Source organism: Leifsonia sp. Leaf264, assembly GCF_001422325.1.
Classification (GTDB): domain Bacteria; phylum Actinomycetota; class Actinomycetes; order Actinomycetales; family Microbacteriaceae; genus Orlajensenia.
The window spans coordinates 568,617-588,692 of sequence record NZ_LMMR01000004.1 but is presented as its reverse complement, the minus strand read 5'-3'; the positions used below and the strand labels follow the sequence as shown (position 1 = coordinate 588,692).

The window sequence follows — 20,076 nt, the reverse complement described above, 5'->3', positions numbered from 1 at the left end:
TCAGTGCCCGCAGACGCCCTGCCTAGGATCGAGGAAGACTGATCCGATAGTGGAGGCGAAGTGGCCGAAAGAGCTGATGTCGTGTTCGTCGACGGGGTACGCACCCCGTTCGGCAGAGCAGGCGAAAAGGGCATGTACTGGAACACCCGGGCGGACGATCTGGTGGTCAAGGCCATCGTCGGACTGCTCGAGCGGAACTCCGGTCTGCCGAAGGACAGGATCGACGAGGTGGCGATCGCAGCCACGACGCAGCAGGGCGACCAGGGCCTGACCCTCGGCCGCACGGCGGCTCTCCTCGCGGGCCTGCCGACCACCGTTCCCGGCTACGCGATCGAGCGCATGTGCGCCGGCGCGATGACCGCCGTCACGACGAGCGGTTCCGGGATCGCCTTCGGACAGTACGACGTTGTCATCGCCGGTGGCGTCGAGCACATGGGCCGCCACCCGATGGGCGAGGGCGTCGACCCGAACCCGCGCTTCCTCTCCGAGAAGCTCGTCGCGGCCGACGCTCTCAACATGGGCAACACGGCCGAGCGCCTGCACGACCGCTTCCCGTCGCTGACCAAGGAGCGGGCCGACCGCTTCGGCATGCTGAGCCAGCAGAAGGTCGCCGCGGCCTACGCCTCGGGCGACATCCAGCCCGACCTCATCCCGGTGTCGCTCCGCAGCGAGGCCGGTTGGGGCCTCGCCACCGAGGACGAGGGCATGCGCCCCAACACGACCATGGAAGGACTGGCGTCGTTGAAGACGCCGTTCCGCCCGCACGGTCGCGTCACGGCCGGAAACGCGTCACCGCTGACGGATGGCGCGACTGCGTCGATCCTCGCGTCGTCGACCGCCGCCAAGGAACTCGGCCTCCAGACCAAGATGCGCATGGTGAGCTTCGGCTTCGCCGGCGTGGAGCCCGAGGTCATGGGCATCGGTCCGATCCCCTCGACGGAGCGTGCCCTGAGGAATGCGGGCCTGTCGATCGAGGACATCGGCCTGTTCGAGCTCAACGAGGCCTTCGCCGTCCAGGTGCTCTCGTTCCTGGACCACTTCGGCATCGCCGACGAGGACCCGCGGGTCAACAAGTGGGGCGGCGCCATCGCCATCGGCCACCCTCTCGCCGCCAGCGGCGTGCGCCTCATGATCCAGCTCGCCCGCCAGTTCGAGCAGCACCCCGAGGTGCGCTACGGCCTGACGGCGATGTGCGTCGGACTCGGACAGGGCGGAAGCGTCATCTGGGAGAACCCCCACCACAAGAAGTACGGAAAGGGCCGCTGAGCCGATATGACCGACTACTCGAAGATCGACTTCTCCGAGCTCGCCGCCCTCACTGATGACGAGGTCGTCACGCACTCGTACGTGCGCGACATCCCGCTCGCCTCAGGCCGGACGCTCGCCCTCGTGACCCTGGACAACGGGCGCGATCACACCCGTCCGAGCACCTTCGGCCCGGCATCGCTGCTCGAACTGGGCGCGACCTACGACGCCCTCGCCGAGCGGGCCGCGAAGGGCGAGATCCACGCCGTCGCGACCACGGGCAAGCCGTTCATCCTCGCCGCCGGTGCCGACCTGTCGAAGATCGCCGAGATCCCGACACGCGACATCGCCAAGAAGATGGCCCAGCTCGGGCACCACGTACTCGGCAAGCAGGCCACCCTCGGCGTCCCGTCGTTCGTGTTCATCAACGGCCTGGCACTCGGCGGCGGCGTCGAGCTGCCGCTGAACGCCGACTACCGCACCGTCGACTCCTCGGCGGCAGCCCTGGCACTGCCCGAGGTCTTCCTCGGCCTCATCCCCGGCTGGGGCGGCACCTACCTGCTGCCCAACCTGATCGGCATCGAGAACGCTCTCAAGGTGATCATCGAGAACCCGCTGAAGCAGAACCGCACGCTGAAGGCTCAGGACGCCTTCGACCTCGGGATCGCCGATCGCATCTTCTCGCCGGTCAACTTCCTCGAGGACTCCATCCGCTTCGTCGACGGCGTGCTGAGCGGCACCGAGAAGGTGGTTCGCAAGAACGCGCCCGGCAAGCTCGAGCGCATCGCCAAGTGGGACATCGCCATCAAGATCGCGCGCGACACCGTGGCGAGCCGCCTCGGCACGATCCCGAAGTCGCCGTTCGCGGCGCTCGACCTGCTGAAGGCCGCCAAGAGCGGCACGAAGGAGGAGTGCTTCGCGCTCGAGGACGACGCCCTCGCCGACCTCATCGCGGGCGATCAGCTGCAGGCATCCATCTACGCCTTCAACCTGGTGCAGAAGCGGGCCAAGCGTCCTGCGGGTGCCCCGGACAAGGGCCTGGCGAAGAAGGTGACCAAGGTGGGCGTGCTCGGTGCCGGCTACATGGCCAGCCAGTTCGCGCTGCTGTTCCTGCGTCGCCTGCAGGTTCCCGTGGTCATCACGGACCTCGACCAGTCCCGCGTCGACAAGGGCGTCGGGTACATCCACGACGAGATCCAGAAGCTGCAGGACAAGGGCCGCATCGGCTCGGACGAGGCCAACCGACTGCGTGCCCTGGTCACGGGCACGACCGACAAGGCCGACTTCGCCGACTGCGACTGGGTCATCGAGGCCGTCTTCGAGGAGCTCGGCATCAAGCAGGACGTCTTCGCCGAGGTGGAGCAGTACATCTCCGCCGAGGCCGTGCTGGCGACCAACACCTCCTCGCTCTCGGTCGAGCAGATCGGCGCGAAGCTGAACAACCCGGAGCGCCTCGTGGGCTTCCACTTCTTCACCCCCGTCGCCGTCATGCCGCTGATCGAGGTCGTCAAGACGCCGCACACCGACGACGCCACCCTGTCGACCGCCATGGTGACGGCTGCCAAGCTGCGGAAGAACGCCGTCATCACGGCGGACACCCCCGGATTCGTCGTCAACCGGGTTCTCGCCAAGCTGCTCGGCGAGGCGATGTACGCCGTGGACAAGGGCACCCCGTTCTCGGTCGTCGACGAGGCCATGGCGCCGCTGGGCCTGCCGATGGCCCCGTCGGAGCTCCTCGACCTCGTCGGCCTCAAGGTCGGCGCCCACGTGCTCGACACGCACCACGCGGCGTTCCCCGACCGTTTCTACCGCAGTGAGAACCTGCACAAGCTGGCCGAGTACGGCACCCTGCTCGAGAAGGACTCCAAGGGCAAGGTGAAGGGCTTCGACAAGGGCGCCCTCAAGCTCGTCGCCGGCGGCACCGAGCCCCTGCAGGCCGAGGAGATCCTCGTGCGCCTGCAGGACGGCCTCGCCGACGAGGTGCACCGCATGCTCGAGGACGACGTCGTGGCTGCGGCGGAGGACATCGACCTCTGCATGATCCTCGGTGCCGGGTTCCCGTTCCAGATGGGCGGGCTCACGCCCTACCTCGATCGGGTGGGTGCGAGCGAGCGGGCCTTCGGCTCCACCTTCCACGACCCGCGCATCGTGGGCGTCGGAGCGTAACGACCGGCAGCATGACAAGAGGGGCGGATCTCACGATCCGCCCCTCTTCTCGTTCTAGCCGCGGTGCTGCTAGTAACGCACCTCGTCTGCCGCCTGGAACCACGGCGGGTAGACGGCGACCTTGGGCTTGTGGGCCGCTGCATGCAGGATGCCGCGCACCTCATCGCGTACCTTGTCGTTCGCGACGCCGATCAGCGTGATGCTGGCCAGCGGGAAGACGCCCGGAGCGAGGAGTTCGGCCCGGAGCAGGGCATCGGGCTCATCCTCGTCGCCGAGCGCCACGAGCATGCGCTGCACGTCATCCGACGTGGTGGCGAAGCGGGTGAGCGGCCCCGGCGCGTAGCCGTCGGTGACGACGATGCCGGTCGACGAGATCCCGTCATCAGTGACCTGCACCGAGAGGGCCTCGCGAATGGTGCTCACGAGCACGACGAACTCCGAGGCCGCAGCGGCAGCGGCAGCGGGATCGATGCGGGGGTCGTCGATGCCTGCACGGATGCTCTCCCACGCACTGGAGTTCGGCGTGAGGCTGAACGGCACGTGATCGGCCACGACGGTGTCGCGTCCGGGCACCGGCGTGCCGCGACGGGCGGCGCGCTCGTCGGCCGAGAACACCTGCACGTCGGTCTCGGCAGCAGTGTCTCCGGCATCCGGGACCAGCATGTCCTGCGCGACGATGCCGGCGAGGTTCGCCACGTGGGTCACGTGGTAGATGCGCCTGTCCCCGACGTCGACGGGCGGGCGCCGGAGCGACTTCGCAGACGCCGTGCCGCTGCCGCCGACGGGCTCACGCAGCGACGACTTCGGAGCGGTCCTGGCCTTTCGCACCGGGGGTGCGACGACCACCGGAGCCGCCGGATAACACGCGGCGCAATCGCCGCGTCCGAATCCGTGAATGCATTCCTCGTCCAAGTCGAAACCTCTCGCGTGCGTGGCACCCGCCCACTCGAGACGAACGCCTCGAAACCACCTCTCTCTACGTTACGCGCCGCAGCACCGCTCTGCCGACACAGATGGCGTCGATCGGCTACCGATTGAGCGGCGTCATGTCCGCATAACGGTCGCCGACCGGTGCGGGGAGGTCGCTCAAGGTGCTCAGCTGCGCTGCGGTCAGCTCCACGGCATCCGCTCCGGCGTTCTCCTCGATCCTCGAGACCCGTTTGGTTCCCGGGATCGGGGCGATGTCGTCGCCCTGAGCGAGCAGCCAGGCCAGTGCGACCTGTGCCGGCGTTGCGTCCACCTCGGCGGCCACCTGCTCGACCGCGTCGACGATGCGGAGGTTCGCGTCGAGGTTCTCGCCCTCGAACCGCGGGTTGCTGCGCCGGAAGTCTGAAGCGTCGAGCTGGTCGACCGAACGGATGGCTCCGGTGAGGAACCCGCGACCGAGCGGCGAATACGGCACGAAGCCGATGCCGAGCTCGCGCAGCACGGGGAGGATCTCGGCTTCAGGGTCGCGCGACCAGAGGGAGTACTCGGTCTGCACAGCCGTGACGGGGTGCACGGCGTGGGCGCGACGGATGGTCTCCGGCGCGGCCTCCGACAGGCCGTAGTGGCCGATCTTCCCGGCGGCGATGAGCTCGGCCAGGGCGCCGGCTGTCTCCTCGATCGGTACTCCGGGATCCATGCGGTGCTGGTAGTAGAGGTCGATGTGGTCGGTGCCGAGGCGCTTCAGCGAACCCTCCACCGAGAGCCGGACGTTCTCGGCCGAGCCGTCGAGGCCCCGGGATCCGTCGCCGCGGTGCAGGATCGTGCCGAACTTGGTGGCCACCACGACATCGTCGCGACGGTCGCCCAGCGCCTTGCCGAGCAGCTCCTCGTTCACGTAGGGTCCGTAGATCTCGGCCGTGTCGAAGAAGGAGATGCCCAGGTCGATGGCGCGGTGGATCGTGCGGATTGATTCCGCCTCGTCGGTTCCCGCACCGGAGTAGAACGCCGACATCCCCATGCAGCCGAGGCCGAGGCGGGAGACGTCGAGGGTTCCGAGCGTTGCGTGCTTCATGCGTGTGCGACCTTCTCTTCATAGATGGCGATCTTCACATCGATGGCGGTCAGCGACCGCTGCATCTCCGCGAGCTGGGCCACCACGGTGATGCGGTGGCGCAGCAGGAGCTCGAGGCGTGCCGCCGTCGAGTCGTCTCCCTCGCGCACGAGGACGACGTAATCCCGGATGCGGGCTATCGGCATCGACGTCGCCCGGAGCTTCGTGAGGAAGGACACCCAGGTGATGTCCTGCTCGGTGAAGCGACGGTGGGTCGATGACGCTCGGTCCACGGGCGTCAGCATCAGGCCTGTTCGCTCGTAGTAGCGGAGCGTGTGGGCGGTCAGGCCCGTGCGCTCAGCGGCTTCCGAGATCGAGTACGTGTGCTCGAGTGTCTCCATAGGGCCCACGATAGAACTTCGAGCGCACTCGAAGTCAAACGAGCCCGGCGGATACTCAGTGTTCGCTGGAGCCGGCCGTGATCGGAGTGGATCCGGTGTCGATGGCCCGTGCACGGGGCAGTTTCGAGCCGAGCACCATGCCGACGACGTCGTGGGCGATGTGCTGGGGTGTCATGCCCGTGCGCTCCAGGATGTCGGCGCGCGAGCCGTGGTCGAGGAACTCGTCGGGAAGCCCGACCTCGGTCACGGCCGTGTCAACGCCCGCCTCGCGCAGGTCCTGGCGGATGCGGGTTCCGATTCCGCCGACACGGATGCCGTCCTCGATGCAGACGACGATGCGGTGCTGTGCCGACATCTCCACCACGCTGCGCGGCACCGGCACGACCCAGCGCGGGTCGACGACGGTGGCATCGATGCCCTGTGCTGCCAGTCGCTCGGCGACCTCGAGCCCGATCCCGGCCATCGGGCCCACCGTGACGATCAGCACGTCGTGACCGGCGCCCTCGTAGAGCACGTCGACGCCATCATCCGTGCGACGGATCGCGTCGAAGCGTTCGCCGACGTTGCCCTTCGGGAAGCGCAGCACCGTGGGGGCGTCATCGACGGCCACAGCCTCGGTCAGCTCCTCCTCGAGCCGCAGCGAGTCTCGCGGAGCTGCGAGGCGGATACCCGGCACGACCTGCAGGATGGCGAGGTCCCAGACGCCGTGGTGGCTGGGGCCGTCCGGGCCGGTGACGCCGGCACGGTCGAGTACGAAGGTCACGCCGGCCTTGTGCAGGGCCACGTCCATGAGCACCTGGTCGAACGCGCGGTTGATGAAGGTGGCGTAGATGGCCACGACGGGGTGCATACCGCCGAAGGCGAGGCCGGCGGCCGAGGTGGCCGCGTGCTGCTCGGCGATGCCGACGTCGATCACCCTGCCCGGGAACCGCTCGGCCATCTTGTGCAGACCCGTCGGTCGCAGCATGGCCGCCGTGATGCCCACGATGCGCTCGTCGCGCTCGGCGAGCTGCACCAGGCGGTCGGCGAAGACGCTCGTCCAACTGGCGGCTTCCCCGGGTTCGAGCGACTCCCCTGTCTCGGGATCGATCTGCCCGACGGCGTGGAACTGGTCGGCGACGTCGCGCAGTGCCGGCTCGTAGCCGCGTCCCTTCTCCGTGATGGCGTGCACGATCACGGGGGCGCCGTAGCCCTTCGCCTGCTCGAGCGCCTCACGCAGCGCCTGGATGTCGTGGCCGTGCACGGGTCCGATGTACTTGATGTCGAGGTTCGAGTACAGCGCCTCGTTGTTGGTGAAGCGGGCGAGGAAGCCGTGCAGGCCGCCGCGGAATCCGCGGTACACGGCCCGGCCCGGGGCCCCGAGCTTGTCGAAGGCCTCGCGACTGGTCAGGTACAGGCTGCGATAGCTGCGCCGGGTGCGCACGGTGTTGAGGAAGCGCGCCATGCCGCCGATCGTCGGCGCATAGGAGCGGCCGTTGTCGTTGACGACGATGACGAGGCGACGGGTGTTGTCGTCGCTGATGTTGTTGAGGGCCTCCCACGTCATCCCGCCCGTGAGGGCGCCGTCTCCGACGACTGCCACCACCGTGCGATCGGTCTGGCCCGTCATCGAGAATGCCCGGGAGATGCCGTCGGCCCAGGACAGCGAGCTCGACGCGTGCGAGCTCTCGACGATGTCGTGCTCCGACTCCGACCGCTGCGGGTAACCCGCCATGCCATCGGTCTGGCGGAGCGTGGAGAAGTCCTGACGTCCGGTGAGGATCTTGTGCACGTAGGACTGGTGGCCGGTGTCGAAGACGATCGAGTCGCGGGGCGAGTCGAACACGCTGTGGATTGCGAGGGTGAGTTCGACCACGCCGAGGTTCGGGCCCAGGTGACCGCCGGTCTTCGCGACGTTCAGCACGAGGTGCTCGCGGATCTCCACGGCCAGCTGCTCCAGCTGCTCCTTCGTGAGGGCGTCGAGGTCCCGGGGACCTCTGATCGTCTCCAGAAGGGTCATCTGAACCGCCTTTCACTCGCCGCCGGTCATCCCGGTGGCTTCGATCGAGTCTACGCGGTCGGACCCGATCGTCCCCGTGACGACAGTGGGGCTTGCGCGAGGCGCGAGCGCCGTACTCTGGACAGGAGCCGTGCAGTGCGCGACTCGGAAACGAGAGGCCACCCCGTGGACATCACCATGCTCCGGCACTACGTCGCCCTGGCGAACGAGCTCGACCTCGGGCGTGCCGCATCCGCTCTCGGCGTCTCGCATGCGACCCTCAGCGGTTCTCTGAACCAGCTCGAGGCCGTGGCCGGTGCCGTGCTGATCCGGCGCGGCAATGGACCGATGACGCTGACGGATGCCGGCGAGCTGTTCCTGGCGACGGCGAACGAGGAGATCGCGGCCTTCGATGCCGCCAACGCTCCGCCGCCGGCCAAGACCGGCGGCAAGGCCAAGGCGTCGAAGGGTGTCGGACGCGCCCCTCGGGTGAAGGGCGAACCGCTACCGTACAAGAAGCGCCAGTCGCGCTGAAGCGCGCTGAGCCGCGAGGTCGCCGCCTGCGTGCTCGGGCCGGAACGCGAACTGCCCACTTCCGCCAGTGAGCTGACGCTCGGACTGGCGGAAGTGGGCAGTTCGGTGTGGCGGTGCCTTCGTGACTACGCGACGAGCGAGCGCAGCACGTACTGCAGGATGCCGCCGTTGCGGTAGTAGTCGGCCTCACCGGGAGTGTCGATACGCACGACGGCGTCGAACTCGACGGTCTCCTTGCCGGCGGGCGAGTGCTCGCTCGGCGCGGCCGTGACGTGCACGGTCTTCGGAGTGGTGCCGTTGTTCAGCTCCTCGATGCCCGAGATCGAGACGACCTCGGTGCCGTCGAGGCCGAGCGACGCCCAGCTCTCACCGGCGGGGAACTGCAGCGGGACGACGCCCATGCCGATGAGGTTGGAGCGGTGGATGCGCTCGAAGCTCTCCGTGATGACGGCCTTGACGCCCAGGAGGCTCGTGCCCTTCGCCGCCCAGTCGCGCGACGATCCGGAGCCGTACTCCTTGCCGCCGAAGATCACGAGCGGGGTGCCGGCGGCCTGGTAGTTCTGGCTGGCGTCGTAGATGAACGACTGCGGCGCATCCGCCTGGGTGAAGTCGCGGGTGTAGCCGCCCTCCACGCCGTCGAGCAGCTGGTTCTTGAGACGGATGTTCGCGAAGGTCCCGCGGATCATCACCTCGTGGTTGCCGCGACGCGAGCCGTAGGAGTTGTAGTCCTTGCGCTCCACGCCGTGCTCGTCGAGGTAGCGTCCGGCGGGGCTGTCGGCCTTGATGTTGCCGGCCGGGCTGATGTGGTCCGTCGTGACCGAGTCGCCGAGCTTGGCGAGAACGCGGGCGCCGACGATGTCGGTGACCGGAGTGGTCTCCATGGTCATGCCGTCGAAGTACGGGGGTTTCCGCACGTAGGTGGACTCGGCATCCCACTCGAAGGTGGCGCCGGTCGGCGTCGGCAGGTTGCGCCAACGGTCGTCGCCCTCGAAGACGCTCGCGTACTGGTGCGTGAACATCTCCTTGTTGATGGAGCTGTCGATGGTGGACTGCACCTCGGCGGCGTCGGGCCAGATGTCCTTGAGGAAGACGTCGTTGCCGTCGGTGTCAGTGCCGAGCGCGTCGACCTCGAAGTCGAAGTTCATCGAACCGGCGAGCGAGTACGCGATCACGAGCGGCGGGCTCGCGAGGTAGTTCATCTTCACGTCGGGGTTGATGCGACCCTCGAAGTTGCGGTTGCCCGAGAGCACGGCCGTCACGGCGAGGTCGTTCTCGTTGATCGCGGCCGAGACCTCCTCGATGAGGGGTCCGGAGTTGCCGATGCAGGTGGTGCAGCCGTAGCCGACGGTGTAGAAGCCGAGGTCCTCGAGGTCCTGCGTCAGGCCGGCCTTCTCGTAGTAGTCGGTGACGACCTTCGAGCCCGGAGCCAGCGTGGTCTTGACCCACGGCTTGGCCTTGAGGCCCTTGCGCACGGCATTGCGGGCCAGGAGGCCTGCAGCGAGCATGACGGACGGGTTCGACGTGTTCGTGCACGAGGTGATCGCGGCGATGGTGACGGCGCCGTGGTCGAGCGTGAACTTCTGGCCGTCGGCGAGCTCCACAGCCGTCGGCTTCGAGATGTTCGCCGGAGCATGGCTGTGGTGGTGATGCGCGTGAGTGGAGTGCTCGTCCTCAGGCGAGTTTCCGGGCGGGTCGGATGCCGGGAAGGACTCGGAGCCCTCGAGGTCGACGAGGTCGTGGTCGATCTCGGCGTAGTCGGTGAGGTCGCTCTCGAAGTGACTCTTCGCGTCGGCCAGGATGATGCGGTCCTGCGGACGCTTCGGTCCGGCGATCGACGGGACAACGGTGGAGAGGTCGAGTTCGAGGTACTCGCTGAAGACGGGCTCCTTCTCGGCGTCGTGCCAGAGGGTCTGCAGCTTCGCGTAGGCCTCGACGAGCGCGACCTGCTGCTCGCTGCGGCCGGTGAGGCGCAGGTAGTCGAGCGTGACGTCGTCGATCGGGAACATGGCTGCGGTCGAGCCGAACTCGGGGCTCATGTTGCCGATGGTGGCGCGGTTGGCCAGGGGCACCGAAGCCACGCCCTCGCCGTAGAACTCGACGAACTTCCCGACGACGCCGTGCTTGCGCAGCATGTCGGTGATCGTGAGCACGACATCCGTCGCCGTGACACCGGTCGGGATGGAGCCGGACAGCTTGAAGCCGACGACCTTGGGGATGAGCATGGAGACGGGCTGGCCGAGCATGGCCGCCTCGGCCTCGATGCCGCCGACGCCCCAGCCCAGCACGCCGAGGCCATTGACCATGGTGGTGTGCGAGTCGGTTCCGACGCAGGTGTCGGGGTAGGCGCGGAGCACGCCGTTGACGGGGCGGTCGTAGATGACCTTGGCGAGGTGCTCGATGTTGACCTGGTGCACGATGCCGGTTCCCGGCGGGACGACCTTGAAGTCGTCGAAGGCGGTCTGGCCCCAGCGCAGGAACTGGTAGCGCTCGCCGTTGCGCTCGTACTCGATCTCGACGTTGCGCTCGAGGGCGTTCTCGGTGCCGAAGAGGTCGGCGATGACCGAGTGGTCGATGACCATCTCAGCCGGGGCGAGCGGGTTGATCTTCTTGGGGTCTCCGCCGAGCGCCTCGACGGCCTCGCGCATGGTGGCGAGGTCGACGATGCAGGGAACACCGGTGAAGTCCTGCATCACGACGCGCGCGGGCGTGAACTGGATCTCGGTGTCGGGCTCAGCGGTGGGCACCCACGAACCGAGGGCACGGATGTGCGCGTCGGTGATGTTGGCGCCGTCCTCGGTGCGGAGGAGGTTCTCCAGGAGCACCTTGAGGCTGAACGGGAGCTTCTCGTACCCGTCGACGGTGTCGATGCGGAAGACCTCGTAGTCCGTCTCACCGACCCGGAGGGTGTCCTTCGCCCCGAAACTGTTTACTGCAGACACGTCGCATCTCCTTAGGTGGTCCGCCCGGAGTGAATCCGGCAACACTTCATCTTCGCGGCCGGGTAGTGCTCTGATCCAGCAAGGCTAACCTAAGCGGGCAGCCCGGCGGCAGTGCTCATCCGAGCCGCTCCGAGTGTGAAATCTATCTTGATATCAAGATAACTCTAGCACCGGATGCGGAGAGCTCAGCGCGCCGTCGTCGTGTCGACCTTCGGGTACACGGTGCGCACGATGAGCCACGACACCACGAGCAGGATCGCGTAGAGCGGCACTCCCATGAGGAGCTTCGTGACGCCCAGCGCCTCGACGTTCCCCGCGAAGAACAGTGGGAGCTGCACGATGAGCCGGAGAGCGAAGAGGGCGAGCCAGCAGGCCGTGATGAGCACCATCGCGCGGCACTTGCGCTTGTCGGTCTTCCACGCGAGCCCGTCGCCCATCAGGAAGCCGACGGCGAGACCCAACAGCGGCCACTTCACCAGCAACGAGGTGAGCAGAGCGACGACGTAGGCGGCATTGGTGATGAGCCCCAGCACGAAGTTGTCCTGGCCGCGTCCAGTCCAGAGTGCGAGCGCTGCGGATGCCGCCACGGCGATGAGGCCGGCGAAGGCCTGGGTGACGGGAGTGCGAGTGGCCAGCCTGATGACCGTGAACACGGCGGCGAGGCCGACCGAGGCCACGAGGGCCAGGACCAGGTCCTTCGCGAAGGTGTAGACGATGAGGAAGACGAGCCCGGGAAGGATCGCCTCGGCGAGACCCCGGATGCCGCCAAGCGCCTTCAGGATGTCGCCGCTCGAGAGCGTCTCGTCGCGGGCGATCTGCCCGAGCCCCGCCTTCTCGGCGGCCCCGGCCAACTGAGCGGCGAAGGTCGTGGCCAGCTCGGGCTCGTCAGCGCGCGAACGCTTCGGGTCGCCGGACGCGGCGGTCGGCGTCGCGTCGCGGGGAACGGATTCGGCCGGCGTGGCGTCCTCCGGGCCCGGCGTCGTCGACTCAGACACTGGTGGTGGTGTCTCCGGCCGGGTTGGTCGGCATGCGGAGCGGGATCAGGTCGCGAGGCGGCATCGGCGTGGTGCCGCGCACGACGACGATGCTGCGGAACAGGTCCTCGACGGCTGCGGCGGCATCGGCGTTCACGGCACCCTCGCCGGCGATGACGCCGCGCAGGAACCAACGCGGTCCGTCGACGCCGATGAAGCGCGCCAGGCGGGTGGTTCCAGGGGTGGCCGTCGCCGACGCGACGGGGATCTGCGCCAGGAGCTCGGGGCCGAACGGGCCTTCACGGAGGGTCGTCGTCCCGCCCTGCTTGGCGATCTGGTCGCTGATCTGATCGCGGATCTCGTGCCAGAGCCCACTCGAGCGCGGGGCCGCGAAAGGCTGCACCTGCAGCGTCGAGTTGGCGTAGTCGAGGCCGATCGCCACGACGCGCTTGGACTCCTCCTCGATCTCCAGTCGGAGGTGCAACCCCTCGCGCGGGAGGATCTTCACTCCGCCGAGATCGACGTACGGGCGCACGGGGCTGGCCTCGACCTCGTCGAACGGGCCGTTCTCGGCGCGATCCTCGGGGGCCGACTTGGGCTGGTCGACGGGGAACTCGCCGATGGTCTCGATGTCGCTCACGCGTTCTCTCCTGCTGTCGAGTCGGTAGCCGTGCGGGCAGCGGTGCCCGTGGAACCGAATCCGCCCTCACCCCGGTCGCTTCCCGGGAGGCGTTCGACCTCGATGAAGCGGGCCCGGGTGACGGGCATGATGATCAATTGGGCGATGCGATCGCCGACTGCGACAGAGTACGGCATCGACGAGTCCGTGTTGAGCAGCGCGACCTTGATCTCACCGCGGTAGCCGGCATCGACGGTTCCGGGGGAATTGACGATGGTGATGCCGTGCTTGGACGCGAGGCCGCTGCGCGGAACCACGAAGGCGGCGTAGCCGTCGGGCAGTGCTATCGCGACACCGGTTCCCACAGTGGCCCGTTCGCCGGGCTCGAGCACGAGTGCCTCGGCCGAGTGCAGGTCGGCCCCGGCGTCACCCGGGTGGGAGTAGCTCGGGAGGGTGGACGCAGTGATGAGGACCTCGACGGAATCTGCCACGTGTCGAGGGTAGTGCAGATATCTGATCGAATAGAGCCATGCCCGACTACCGCGAACGCCTCTGGCCAGCCCCGTGGCTGTTCATCTCGACAGCCCTCGTCATCCCCGCATCGATTCTGGTGCTGGCGCCGATCTCGGTGACGGCCGGGATCATCACGGCGATAGTGCTCTACGGCGGGTGCGTGGCCGGGCTCATCCTGTCGGCACCCACCGTGACCGTGGCTGACGGAAGACTCAGTGCCGGAAAGGCGTCCATCCCGCTCTCGCTCGTGGGGGACGCGACCTCGTACAGCGGGCAGGCGGCCTGGCGCGAGCGCGGGCCGAACCTCGATGCCCGCGCCTGGTTGATGATCCGCGGCTATGTCGACGACGTCGTGAAGGTTCCGCTTCTCCCAGCGGCCGAGGATCCGGCTCCGTACTGGATCGTCTCGACCCGCCATGGAAGAGAACTGGCCGCTGCGATCAATGGATCGCAACGGCCAGTCGAGTCGAACGACGATGTGTCCTAGGCGGCGCACTCCAGGCACACCGGGCCGAGCTTGCTGTCGTGGTCGATCTGCGAGCGGTGCTTCACGAGGAAGCAGTTCACGCAGGTGAATTCGTCTGCCTGGGGAGGCAGCACGACCACGTCGAGGTCAAGGTCGGAGAGGTCTGCACCGGGCAGCTCGAAACCGCCGGGGTTGTCGGCGTCTTCGACGTCGACGACGCCGGACATCTTGTCGGGTACTCGCTCCTTGAGTGCTTCGATCGACTCGGAGTCGTCGTCAGTCTTTCGCGGTGCGTCGTAATCCGTTGCCATGCCCATCCATTCAGTTACCGCCGTTCCTCATGAGAACGGCGACGATAGTGTGCCCCAATCGGGCGGGAATAGCAAACGGCCATTCGGCGCCTTCTCAGGTCATCCGGGTCAACTTCCGGCACGCGGATGGTATTCCCGCGAATTGGGGACTCGACGTGCGACCCTTGGCGTGAAGTTGCGAGCACGAGAGGGCTATCCCGATGCAGGAATTGAAGGTAATCGGAGTCGAGAACGGGGCACTGGTCGTCGCCTCTGACGACGGCGACCGCTTCCGGATCGTGATCGACGAGGTGATGCAGTCCCGCCTGCGTCGAGCGAACCCCGAGCCGACAGGGAGCCAGAAGCTGTCGCCTCGCGAGGTGCAGGCATACGTGCGCTCGGGAATGAGCGCCGAAGACGTCGCAGCGGTCACTGGAGCCTCACTGGAGTACATCCAGCGGTTCGAGGGGCCGGTGCTCGCCGAACGCGAACACGTGCTCACCAGCGCGCTGAGCGTTCCCGTGCATCCGACCCAGGAACCGGACCCGGCGGACGACGATTCGAGCTTCGGCGGCGTGATGCGTCAGCGTCTCGCCTCTCTCGGCGCCTCGAACGAGCGCTGGGCGAGCTGGAAGGAACCGGCCGGCGGCTGGATCATCAAGCTCGAGTTCACGGCCGACTCCATCGATCACGACGCCCGCTGGGGCTTCGAGCCGAAGAAGCTGGCCCTCGCCCCGCTGAACAGCGAGGCCATCACGCTCTCCCAGCAGGGTGAACTCACAGGCTCGCTCATCCCCCGGCTCCGCGCCGTGGACACGGCGGATGCCGACCAGTCGCGTTTCGACAGCGGCGCTTTCACGTTCCGCGACCCGCTGATCGAGCAGGCCGATGTCGAGGCACCCGCTGAGCCGATCCCGTACGGGCGAACCGGCGTCTCAAGCGCTGCTGTCACGAAGGCGGCCATCAACCGAGCCGACGACCCGCCCAAGTCGTTGAGCGAGACCGCCGATCTCCTCGAAGCGCTGCGCCGTCGACGCGGAGAGCGCGAGTCCGCGACCTTCCAGGAAGACACCGTCATCAGTTCGCGCGGCCCGGCACCGGTCTCCGAGCAGCCCGAACTCCCCATCCCGGCCACTCCCCCGGTGAACCCGGTTCCGACGGTGGCGACGGGCACGAGGCGCGACTGGGTGAACCAGACCGGCTCGAACGGCTCCGTCTCCCGCAAGAAGGGCCGCACGTCGATGCCCAGCTGGGACGAGATCGTGTTCGGCGCCCGCACGGACGACGACCTGGCGTAGACACCACGCACCATCCCTCACCATCGGCCCCGTCGCACCCCACGCGGCGGGGCCGATGTCGTGTCCCGCTGCTATAGTCGAACACATCTTCGAATGTTCGGTGGAGGCAGCATGACGCAGATCGACGAGGCCGTTGCCGTGTGGACGGCCGAGAGCGGCGAACCGCAGCGCATGGTCTGGCGGTCGCGTCGATTCCGGGTGAACGACGTCCCGACCGTGCTGGTCGGTCCGTGCGACTGGTGGCAGCCCCTCGCCCACCACGAGCTCGGCTACGGTCGGGTTCCCCTGCAGATCTCGGGCTGGCGGTTCCAGGCGAGCGCCGACGACGGCGAAACCCACGTGTTCGACGTCGAGCACGACGGCCGCGACAGGTGGAACCTGGTGCGGGTCTTCGACTAGCCGATGCTGCGGCGTGCCCCGTCCGCCGCTGCCACGAGCTCCTCGATCAGGCGTTCGCGGCTGATTCCACGACCCGCGCGCAGGGCATCGAGGCGCTCGGCCGTCACCGGCGATACCGGGACGGCGGCGCTCCCGCTCGTACCGGAGGCATCCGGAGTCCCGACCGACGCTGGATCGTCGCGGAGGAAGATCGCGAGAACGGGAACGACGACGGTGCCGAGCACGTCGAGGATGGCGACGGTGCCGATCAGACGCGTGAAGCCGTCGCTGCTGATGCCCCACTCGGTGGCGATCTCCAGCACGAGCAGCGTCGCGAGGAGGGCGATGAGGCCGATGGTCACCCAGAGGCCGATGCGCACCACAGCGCGTCGACGTCGGCCCAGGATGAGGAGCAGGTTGGCGTGAGCGGCGCTCACGGCCAGGATCGCCGTGATGCCGAAGCTCTGCCAGCCGAGGGTCGAGCGGAACCCCCAGTCGTCGGGAGCCCAGATCATTCCGAGGCCGATCAGCAGTGCGAGGGCGCTCACCAGGAGGCCCGCGGCCGCAATCCAGCGGTATGCGCCGGCGACGACGGCCAGGTGGCAGAGTGCGAGCACGCTGAAGGTGCCGACGAGCGACGTCGTGCTGAGGATGCGCCATTGCACATCGCCGAGGCTCCCGACGAGGAGGGAGAGGATTCCGACGAGCGCTGTGATCGAGAATGACACCACGATGGCGATCACGGCGATCCGTCGCCACCGGCTGACGGTGGCCGAGCCGGATGCGGTACCGTCGGGTTCCGAGCGGACGGCGGGCGCCGATGGTGAAGCGGTGTCGCCGGGGGACGGCTCAGGTGCGGTCTGGCTCATCGTCTCTCTCCTCGTCGAGGCGTGCCTGCGCCGGCACGCCGGCTTCTGAGTCTGCTGGGCGCGTTCCCCGGGCCGTATCCGGGCTGACCCGCTTCCACGGTGACAGCCAGGCCATCAGGACCCCGCCGACGATGAGGCCCCAGAATGCGGAACCGATACCGATGATCGAGATGCCGGATGCCGTGACGAGGAAGGTCGCGACGCCGCTGATGCGATGCTGAGGTGCTTCGAGCGCGCCGCCGATGGCCGTGACGAAGGCGCCGAGGAGCGCGAGGCCGGCCACGGCCGTGATGATGATCGGTGGCGCAGCTGCCACCACGGCCGTCGCGAGCCCGGCGCACAGGCCGAGCACGAGGTACACGATGCCCGAGGTGAAGGTGGCGATCCAGCGCTTCGAACGGTCGGGATGCGACTCCGGCGATGCCATCAGCGCCGCAGTGATCGCCGCGAGGTTGATGGCGTGGCCGCCGAACAGCGCGGCGCCGATGGTGCCGAGACCGCTGCTCACCAGGACCGGACGCGGCGGCGGGGAATAGCCGAAGGTCGACATGACGGCGAACCCCGGGACGTTCTGCCCCGCCATCGTGACGATGAACAGCGGCAGGCCGAGACTCACGATCACCAGCGGGTCGAAGGTCGGCAGGACGAACTCGAGGTGCGGTGCGGCCGACGCGCTGGCGAAGACGTCTGGGCCTGCTGCGACGCCGATGCCGATCACGGCGACGAGCATGGCCGCCGGCACGGCCCAGCGAGGCGCGAGCCTGGCCAGCAGAAGCCAGACCAGCACCATGGGGATGGCGATGGCCGGCTCGGTGACCGCTGCCGTGACCGGTGCGATGCAGATGGGGAACAGGATGCCGGCGAGCATCGCACTGGCGATGGGCTTGGGGATGCTCGTGATGGCGCGGCCGAGGGCCGGCCACAGGCCGGACAGGACGATGAGCACTCCGCAGACGAGGAACGCGCCGACGGCGGCGGCGAACTCCCCAGTGACGGCACCGGCGGCGATGAGGAGCGCGGCCCCGGGCGTCGACCAGGCGAACGAGATCGGGATGCGCATGAGGAGCGGCAGCACGATGCAGGCGATGCCTGTGGCCAGGCAGAGGGCGAAGAGACCCGACGATGCCTGCGCATCCGTCGCCCCGACAGCACCGAGCCCCGCGATGACGAGGGCGAAGGAGCTGGCGAAGCCCGTGATGGCGGCGATAACGCCGGCGAGGACAGTGTGGAACAGCCCTGCCCCCGGGCGTTCCGTCGTCACAGTGGCGGTCAGGCCGACTTCTCTTCGCGGCGGGCCTTGATCGGCACGATCGTGGGAGCGGCGTTCTCGAGCACCGAGGCCCGGGTCACGACGACCCCGGCCACGTCTTCGCTCGAGGGGACCTCGAACATGATCGGCCCGAGCACCTCCTCCATGATGGCGCGGAGACCGCGGGCACCGGTCTGGCGGAGCACCGCCAGGTCGGCGATCGCCTCGAGGGCATCGGTCTCGAACTCGAGCTCGACGCCGTCGATCTCGAACATGCGCTGGTACTGCTTGACGAGGGCGTTGCGCGGCTCGGTGAGGATCTGCATGAGAGCGGCCTGGTCGAGCGGCGTGACGGTGGTGACGACGGGGAGTCGGCCGATGAACTCGGGGATGAGACCGAACTTGTGCAGGTCCTCGGGGAGGACCTCGCTGAACAGGTTCTGCTCGTTACCCTTGATGTGCAGGGGGGCGCCGAAGCCGATGCCCTTCTTGCCGGCTCGCGAGGAGATGATCTCCTCGAGCCCGGCGAAGGCGCCGGCCACGATGAACAGCACGTTCGTCGTGTCGATCTGGATGAACTCCTGGTGCGGATGCTTGCGGCCGCCCTGCGGCGGAACCGATGCGACAGTGCCCTCGAGGATCTTGAGCAGCGCCTGCTGCACGCCCTCACCCGAGACGTCGCGCGTGATCGACGGGTTCTCGGCCTTGCGGGCGATCTTGTCGACCTCGTCGATGTAGATGATGCCGGTCTCGGCGCGCTTGACGTCGTAGTCGGCCGCCTGGATGAGCTTGAGGAGGATGTTCTCGACGTCTTCGCCGACGTAGCCGGCTTCGGTGAGAGCTGTCGCATCCGCCACGGCGAAGGGCACGTTGAGGCGCTTCGCGAGGGTCTGCGCGAGGTAGGTCTTGCCGCATCCGGTCGGACCTATCAGCAGGATGTTCGACTTCGCGATCTCGATGTCGTCGATGGCGTCGGCCGGGCCGATGGTGGTGCGGGCGCGGACACGCTTGTAGTGGTTGTACACGGCGACGGCGAGGGCGCGCTTGGCGGCCTCCTGGCCGATGACGTATTCCTCGAGGAACGAGAAGATCTCGCGGGGCTTCGGCAGGTCGAACTCGTCGGAGACCTCTTCGCCGGCCTCGGCCAGTCGCTCCTCGATGATCTCGTTGCAGAGCTCGACGCACTCGTCGCAGATGTAGACACCCGGACCCGCGATGAGTTGCTGCACCTGCTTCTGGCTCTTCCCGCAGAAAGAACACTTGAGCAGGTCGGCGCTTTCGCCTATGCGAGCCATCAGTGCCCCCTTCTGTGCAACCTGAACCGAGCCTAACCTGTGGCACGGACAATTGCGGGAAGCATGCCGCCTTTGCGCGGCCTGCGCGTCGTTCGCCCTGCGCGAATCAGTCGATCAGGTGTCGCAGGTAGCGACGCGGATCGTCGAGATAGCTGCGCCAGTGGTCGACGAGCTCGAGATCCTCCCAGCTCGACTCCCGGATGCCCCACTCCCCCAGCTCGAGGATCGACGCCCCGGGGAACGACGCCAGGATCGGCGAGTGCGTGGCGCAGATGATCTGGGTGCCGCGCTTCAGCGCCTCGGACATCCCGGCGATCCAGCGCAGGCTCGACCCGAACGACAGCGCCGCCTCGGGCTCGTCGAGACAGACCAGGCCCGCCACGAAGTGCGGGTGATTGAGCTTGTCATCGAGGATGCGATTGAAGGACTCGCCGTGGCTGAGTTCGTGCAGGTCGCGGTCGGGGCTGTTCGGGAGCGCCTCGAGGTAGCTGTAGTAGCCGTGCATGGTTTCCGCGCGCAGGAAGAACCCCCAACGCGGCGCTCCCGGGCTGCGCTCGATGCGCAGCCAGTCCGCCAGCGGTGACTCGCTCGGACGGGTGGAGTGGCTGCCCTGATTGCTCCCACCCTCCGGCGGCAGCCCGTTGGCCATCGCGATGCCCTCCAGGAGCGTCGACTTGCCACTGCCGTTCTCGCCGACGAGGAGCGTGAGTCCCGGCGCGAACTCGCGGCCGCCCTCTCGGAGGAACTGGCCGACGGCAGGGATGGATGCCGGCCACGAGTCCCGCGGGATGGCGGCATCCGGAGAAACGGAAACGCGACGGACGGGCCGGCTGTCGTTCAGCCAGTCGTCCGCCGCGTTCACGGTGGAGCTGTTCCTGTGCGGT

Annotated in this window: 19 protein-coding genes; 6 read left to right on the top strand and 13 right to left on the bottom strand. The window is 67.9% G+C overall.

The window, feature by feature from the left end; all coding sequences use genetic code 11:
- The first annotated feature begins 60 nt into the window (after positions 1-60).
- Together ASF30_RS08145 and ASF30_RS08140 are read left to right on the top strand one after the other, a co-directional pair.
- Positions 61-1,266, top strand: a complete 1,206-nt coding sequence (locus tag ASF30_RS08145) for a thiolase family protein (RefSeq protein WP_055904360.1) — start codon at positions 61-63, stop codon at positions 1,264-1,266.
- Between the two features lie 6 nt (positions 1,267-1,272).
- On the top strand, positions 1,273-3,411 hold the full coding sequence (locus ASF30_RS08140) for a 3-hydroxyacyl-CoA dehydrogenase NAD-binding domain-containing protein (protein WP_055904357.1): 2,139 nt from the start codon (positions 1,273-1,275) through the stop codon (positions 3,409-3,411).
- Between the two features lie 69 nt (positions 3,412-3,480).
- On the opposite strand, the gene ASF30_RS08135 is transcribed toward ASF30_RS08140, so the two are convergent.
- From ASF30_RS08135 to dxs, 4 genes are all read right to left on the bottom strand, one after another.
- Positions 3,481-4,257 carry a DarT ssDNA thymidine ADP-ribosyltransferase family protein gene (locus tag ASF30_RS08135; RefSeq protein ID WP_055904354.1) on the bottom strand — a complete coding sequence of 259 codons (777 nt, stop codon included), beginning with the start codon at positions 4,255-4,257 and terminating at the stop codon, positions 3,481-3,483.
- Between the two features lie 181 nt (positions 4,258-4,438).
- Positions 4,439-5,410: an aldo/keto reductase gene (locus ASF30_RS08130; protein WP_055904351.1), complete on the bottom strand. Its 972-nt coding sequence runs from the start codon at positions 5,408-5,410 to the stop codon at positions 4,439-4,441.
- On the bottom strand, positions 5,407-5,790 hold the full coding sequence (locus ASF30_RS08125) for a MerR family transcriptional regulator (RefSeq protein ID WP_055904348.1): 384 nt from the start codon (positions 5,788-5,790) through the stop codon (positions 5,407-5,409). Before ASF30_RS08125 ends, ASF30_RS08130 begins: the two co-directional genes overlap by 4 nt.
- A gap of 55 nt (positions 5,791-5,845) precedes the next feature.
- Complete coding sequence (gene dxs, locus ASF30_RS08120; protein ID WP_055904346.1) at positions 5,846-7,789, bottom strand: 1-deoxy-D-xylulose-5-phosphate synthase; 1,944 nt, start codon at positions 7,787-7,789, stop codon at positions 5,846-5,848.
- A gap of 165 nt (positions 7,790-7,954) precedes the next feature.
- On the opposite strand from dxs, the gene ASF30_RS08115 reads away from it, so the two are divergent.
- A complete protein-coding gene (locus ASF30_RS08115; protein WP_055904343.1) occupies positions 7,955-8,302 on the top strand; it encodes a LysR family transcriptional regulator in 348 nt (115 codons plus the stop codon).
- A gap of 125 nt (positions 8,303-8,427) precedes the next feature.
- Here the strand turns inward: ASF30_RS08115 and acnA are convergent, their stop codons facing one another.
- The 4 genes from acnA to dut all read right to left on the bottom strand — a co-directional run bounded on the left by acnA (position 8,428) and on the right by dut (position 13,325).
- Positions 8,428-11,241 (bottom strand): aconitate hydratase AcnA, encoded by a 2,814-nt coding sequence (gene acnA, locus ASF30_RS08110; RefSeq protein ID WP_055904340.1) that lies wholly within the window; start codon positions 11,239-11,241, stop codon positions 8,428-8,430.
- Positions 11,242-11,426: 185 nt separating this feature from the next.
- A complete protein-coding gene (locus ASF30_RS08105) occupies positions 11,427-12,236 on the bottom strand; it encodes a DUF3159 domain-containing protein (protein ID WP_055904337.1) in 810 nt (269 codons plus the stop codon).
- Positions 12,229-12,855 carry a DUF3710 domain-containing protein gene (locus ASF30_RS08100; protein WP_055904334.1) on the bottom strand — a complete coding sequence of 209 codons (627 nt, stop codon included), beginning with the start codon at positions 12,853-12,855 and terminating at the stop codon, positions 12,229-12,231. Before ASF30_RS08100 ends, ASF30_RS08105 begins: the two co-directional genes overlap by 8 nt.
- Complete coding sequence (dut, locus tag ASF30_RS08095; protein WP_055904331.1) at positions 12,852-13,325, bottom strand: dUTP diphosphatase; 474 nt, start codon at positions 13,323-13,325, stop codon at positions 12,852-12,854. The genes ASF30_RS08100 and dut overlap by 4 nt, the downstream gene beginning before the upstream one ends.
- Positions 13,326-13,363: 38 nt before the next feature.
- Between dut and ASF30_RS08090 the strand changes: the two genes are divergently transcribed.
- Positions 13,364-13,834: a DUF3093 domain-containing protein gene (locus ASF30_RS08090; protein WP_055904329.1), complete on the top strand. Its 471-nt coding sequence runs from the start codon at positions 13,364-13,366 to the stop codon at positions 13,832-13,834.
- On the opposite strand, the gene ASF30_RS08085 is transcribed toward ASF30_RS08090, so the two are convergent.
- Positions 13,831-14,124 carry a DUF4193 domain-containing protein gene (locus ASF30_RS08085; RefSeq protein WP_055822720.1) on the bottom strand — a complete coding sequence of 98 codons (294 nt, stop codon included), beginning with the start codon at positions 14,122-14,124 and terminating at the stop codon, positions 13,831-13,833. The two genes, ASF30_RS08090 and ASF30_RS08085, sit on opposite strands and share 4 nt — an antisense overlap.
- 200 nt (positions 14,125-14,324) lie before the next feature.
- Here ASF30_RS08085 and sepH point away from each other — a divergent pair, with 200 nt between their 5' ends.
- Together sepH and ASF30_RS08075 are read left to right on the top strand one after the other, a co-directional pair.
- Entirely contained in the window at positions 14,325-15,401 is a 1,077-nt protein-coding gene (gene sepH, locus ASF30_RS08080; RefSeq protein WP_055904323.1) for a septation protein SepH, read from the top strand.
- A 111-nt stretch (positions 15,402-15,512) separates the two neighbouring features.
- Positions 15,513-15,800, top strand: coding sequence for a hypothetical protein (locus tag ASF30_RS08075; protein WP_055904856.1), 288 nt, complete (start codon positions 15,513-15,515; stop codon positions 15,798-15,800).
- Here the strand turns inward: ASF30_RS08075 and ASF30_RS08070 are convergent.
- The 4 genes from ASF30_RS08070 to ASF30_RS08055 all read right to left on the bottom strand — a co-directional run bounded on the left by ASF30_RS08070 (position 15,797) and on the right by ASF30_RS08055 (position 20,054).
- Entirely contained in the window at positions 15,797-16,648 is an 852-nt protein-coding gene (locus tag ASF30_RS08070; protein ID WP_055904321.1) for a hypothetical protein, read from the bottom strand. The two genes, ASF30_RS08075 and ASF30_RS08070, sit on opposite strands and share 4 nt — an antisense overlap.
- The gene (locus ASF30_RS08065; protein ID WP_055904318.1) at positions 16,629-17,909 is read right to left on the bottom strand and encodes a benzoate/H(+) symporter BenE family transporter; all 1,281 of its coding nucleotides are present in this window, start codon (positions 17,907-17,909) and stop codon (positions 16,629-16,631) included. Before ASF30_RS08065 ends, ASF30_RS08070 begins: the two co-directional genes overlap by 20 nt.
- A gap of 8 nt (positions 17,910-17,917) precedes the next feature.
- On the bottom strand, positions 17,918-19,192 hold the full coding sequence (clpX, locus tag ASF30_RS08060; RefSeq protein ID WP_055904315.1) for an ATP-dependent Clp protease ATP-binding subunit ClpX: 1,275 nt from the start codon (positions 19,190-19,192) through the stop codon (positions 17,918-17,920).
- A gap of 106 nt (positions 19,193-19,298) precedes the next feature.
- Entirely contained in the window at positions 19,299-20,054 is a 756-nt protein-coding gene (locus ASF30_RS08055; protein WP_055904311.1) for an AAA family ATPase, read from the bottom strand.
- Positions 20,055-20,076 lie beyond the last annotated feature (22 nt).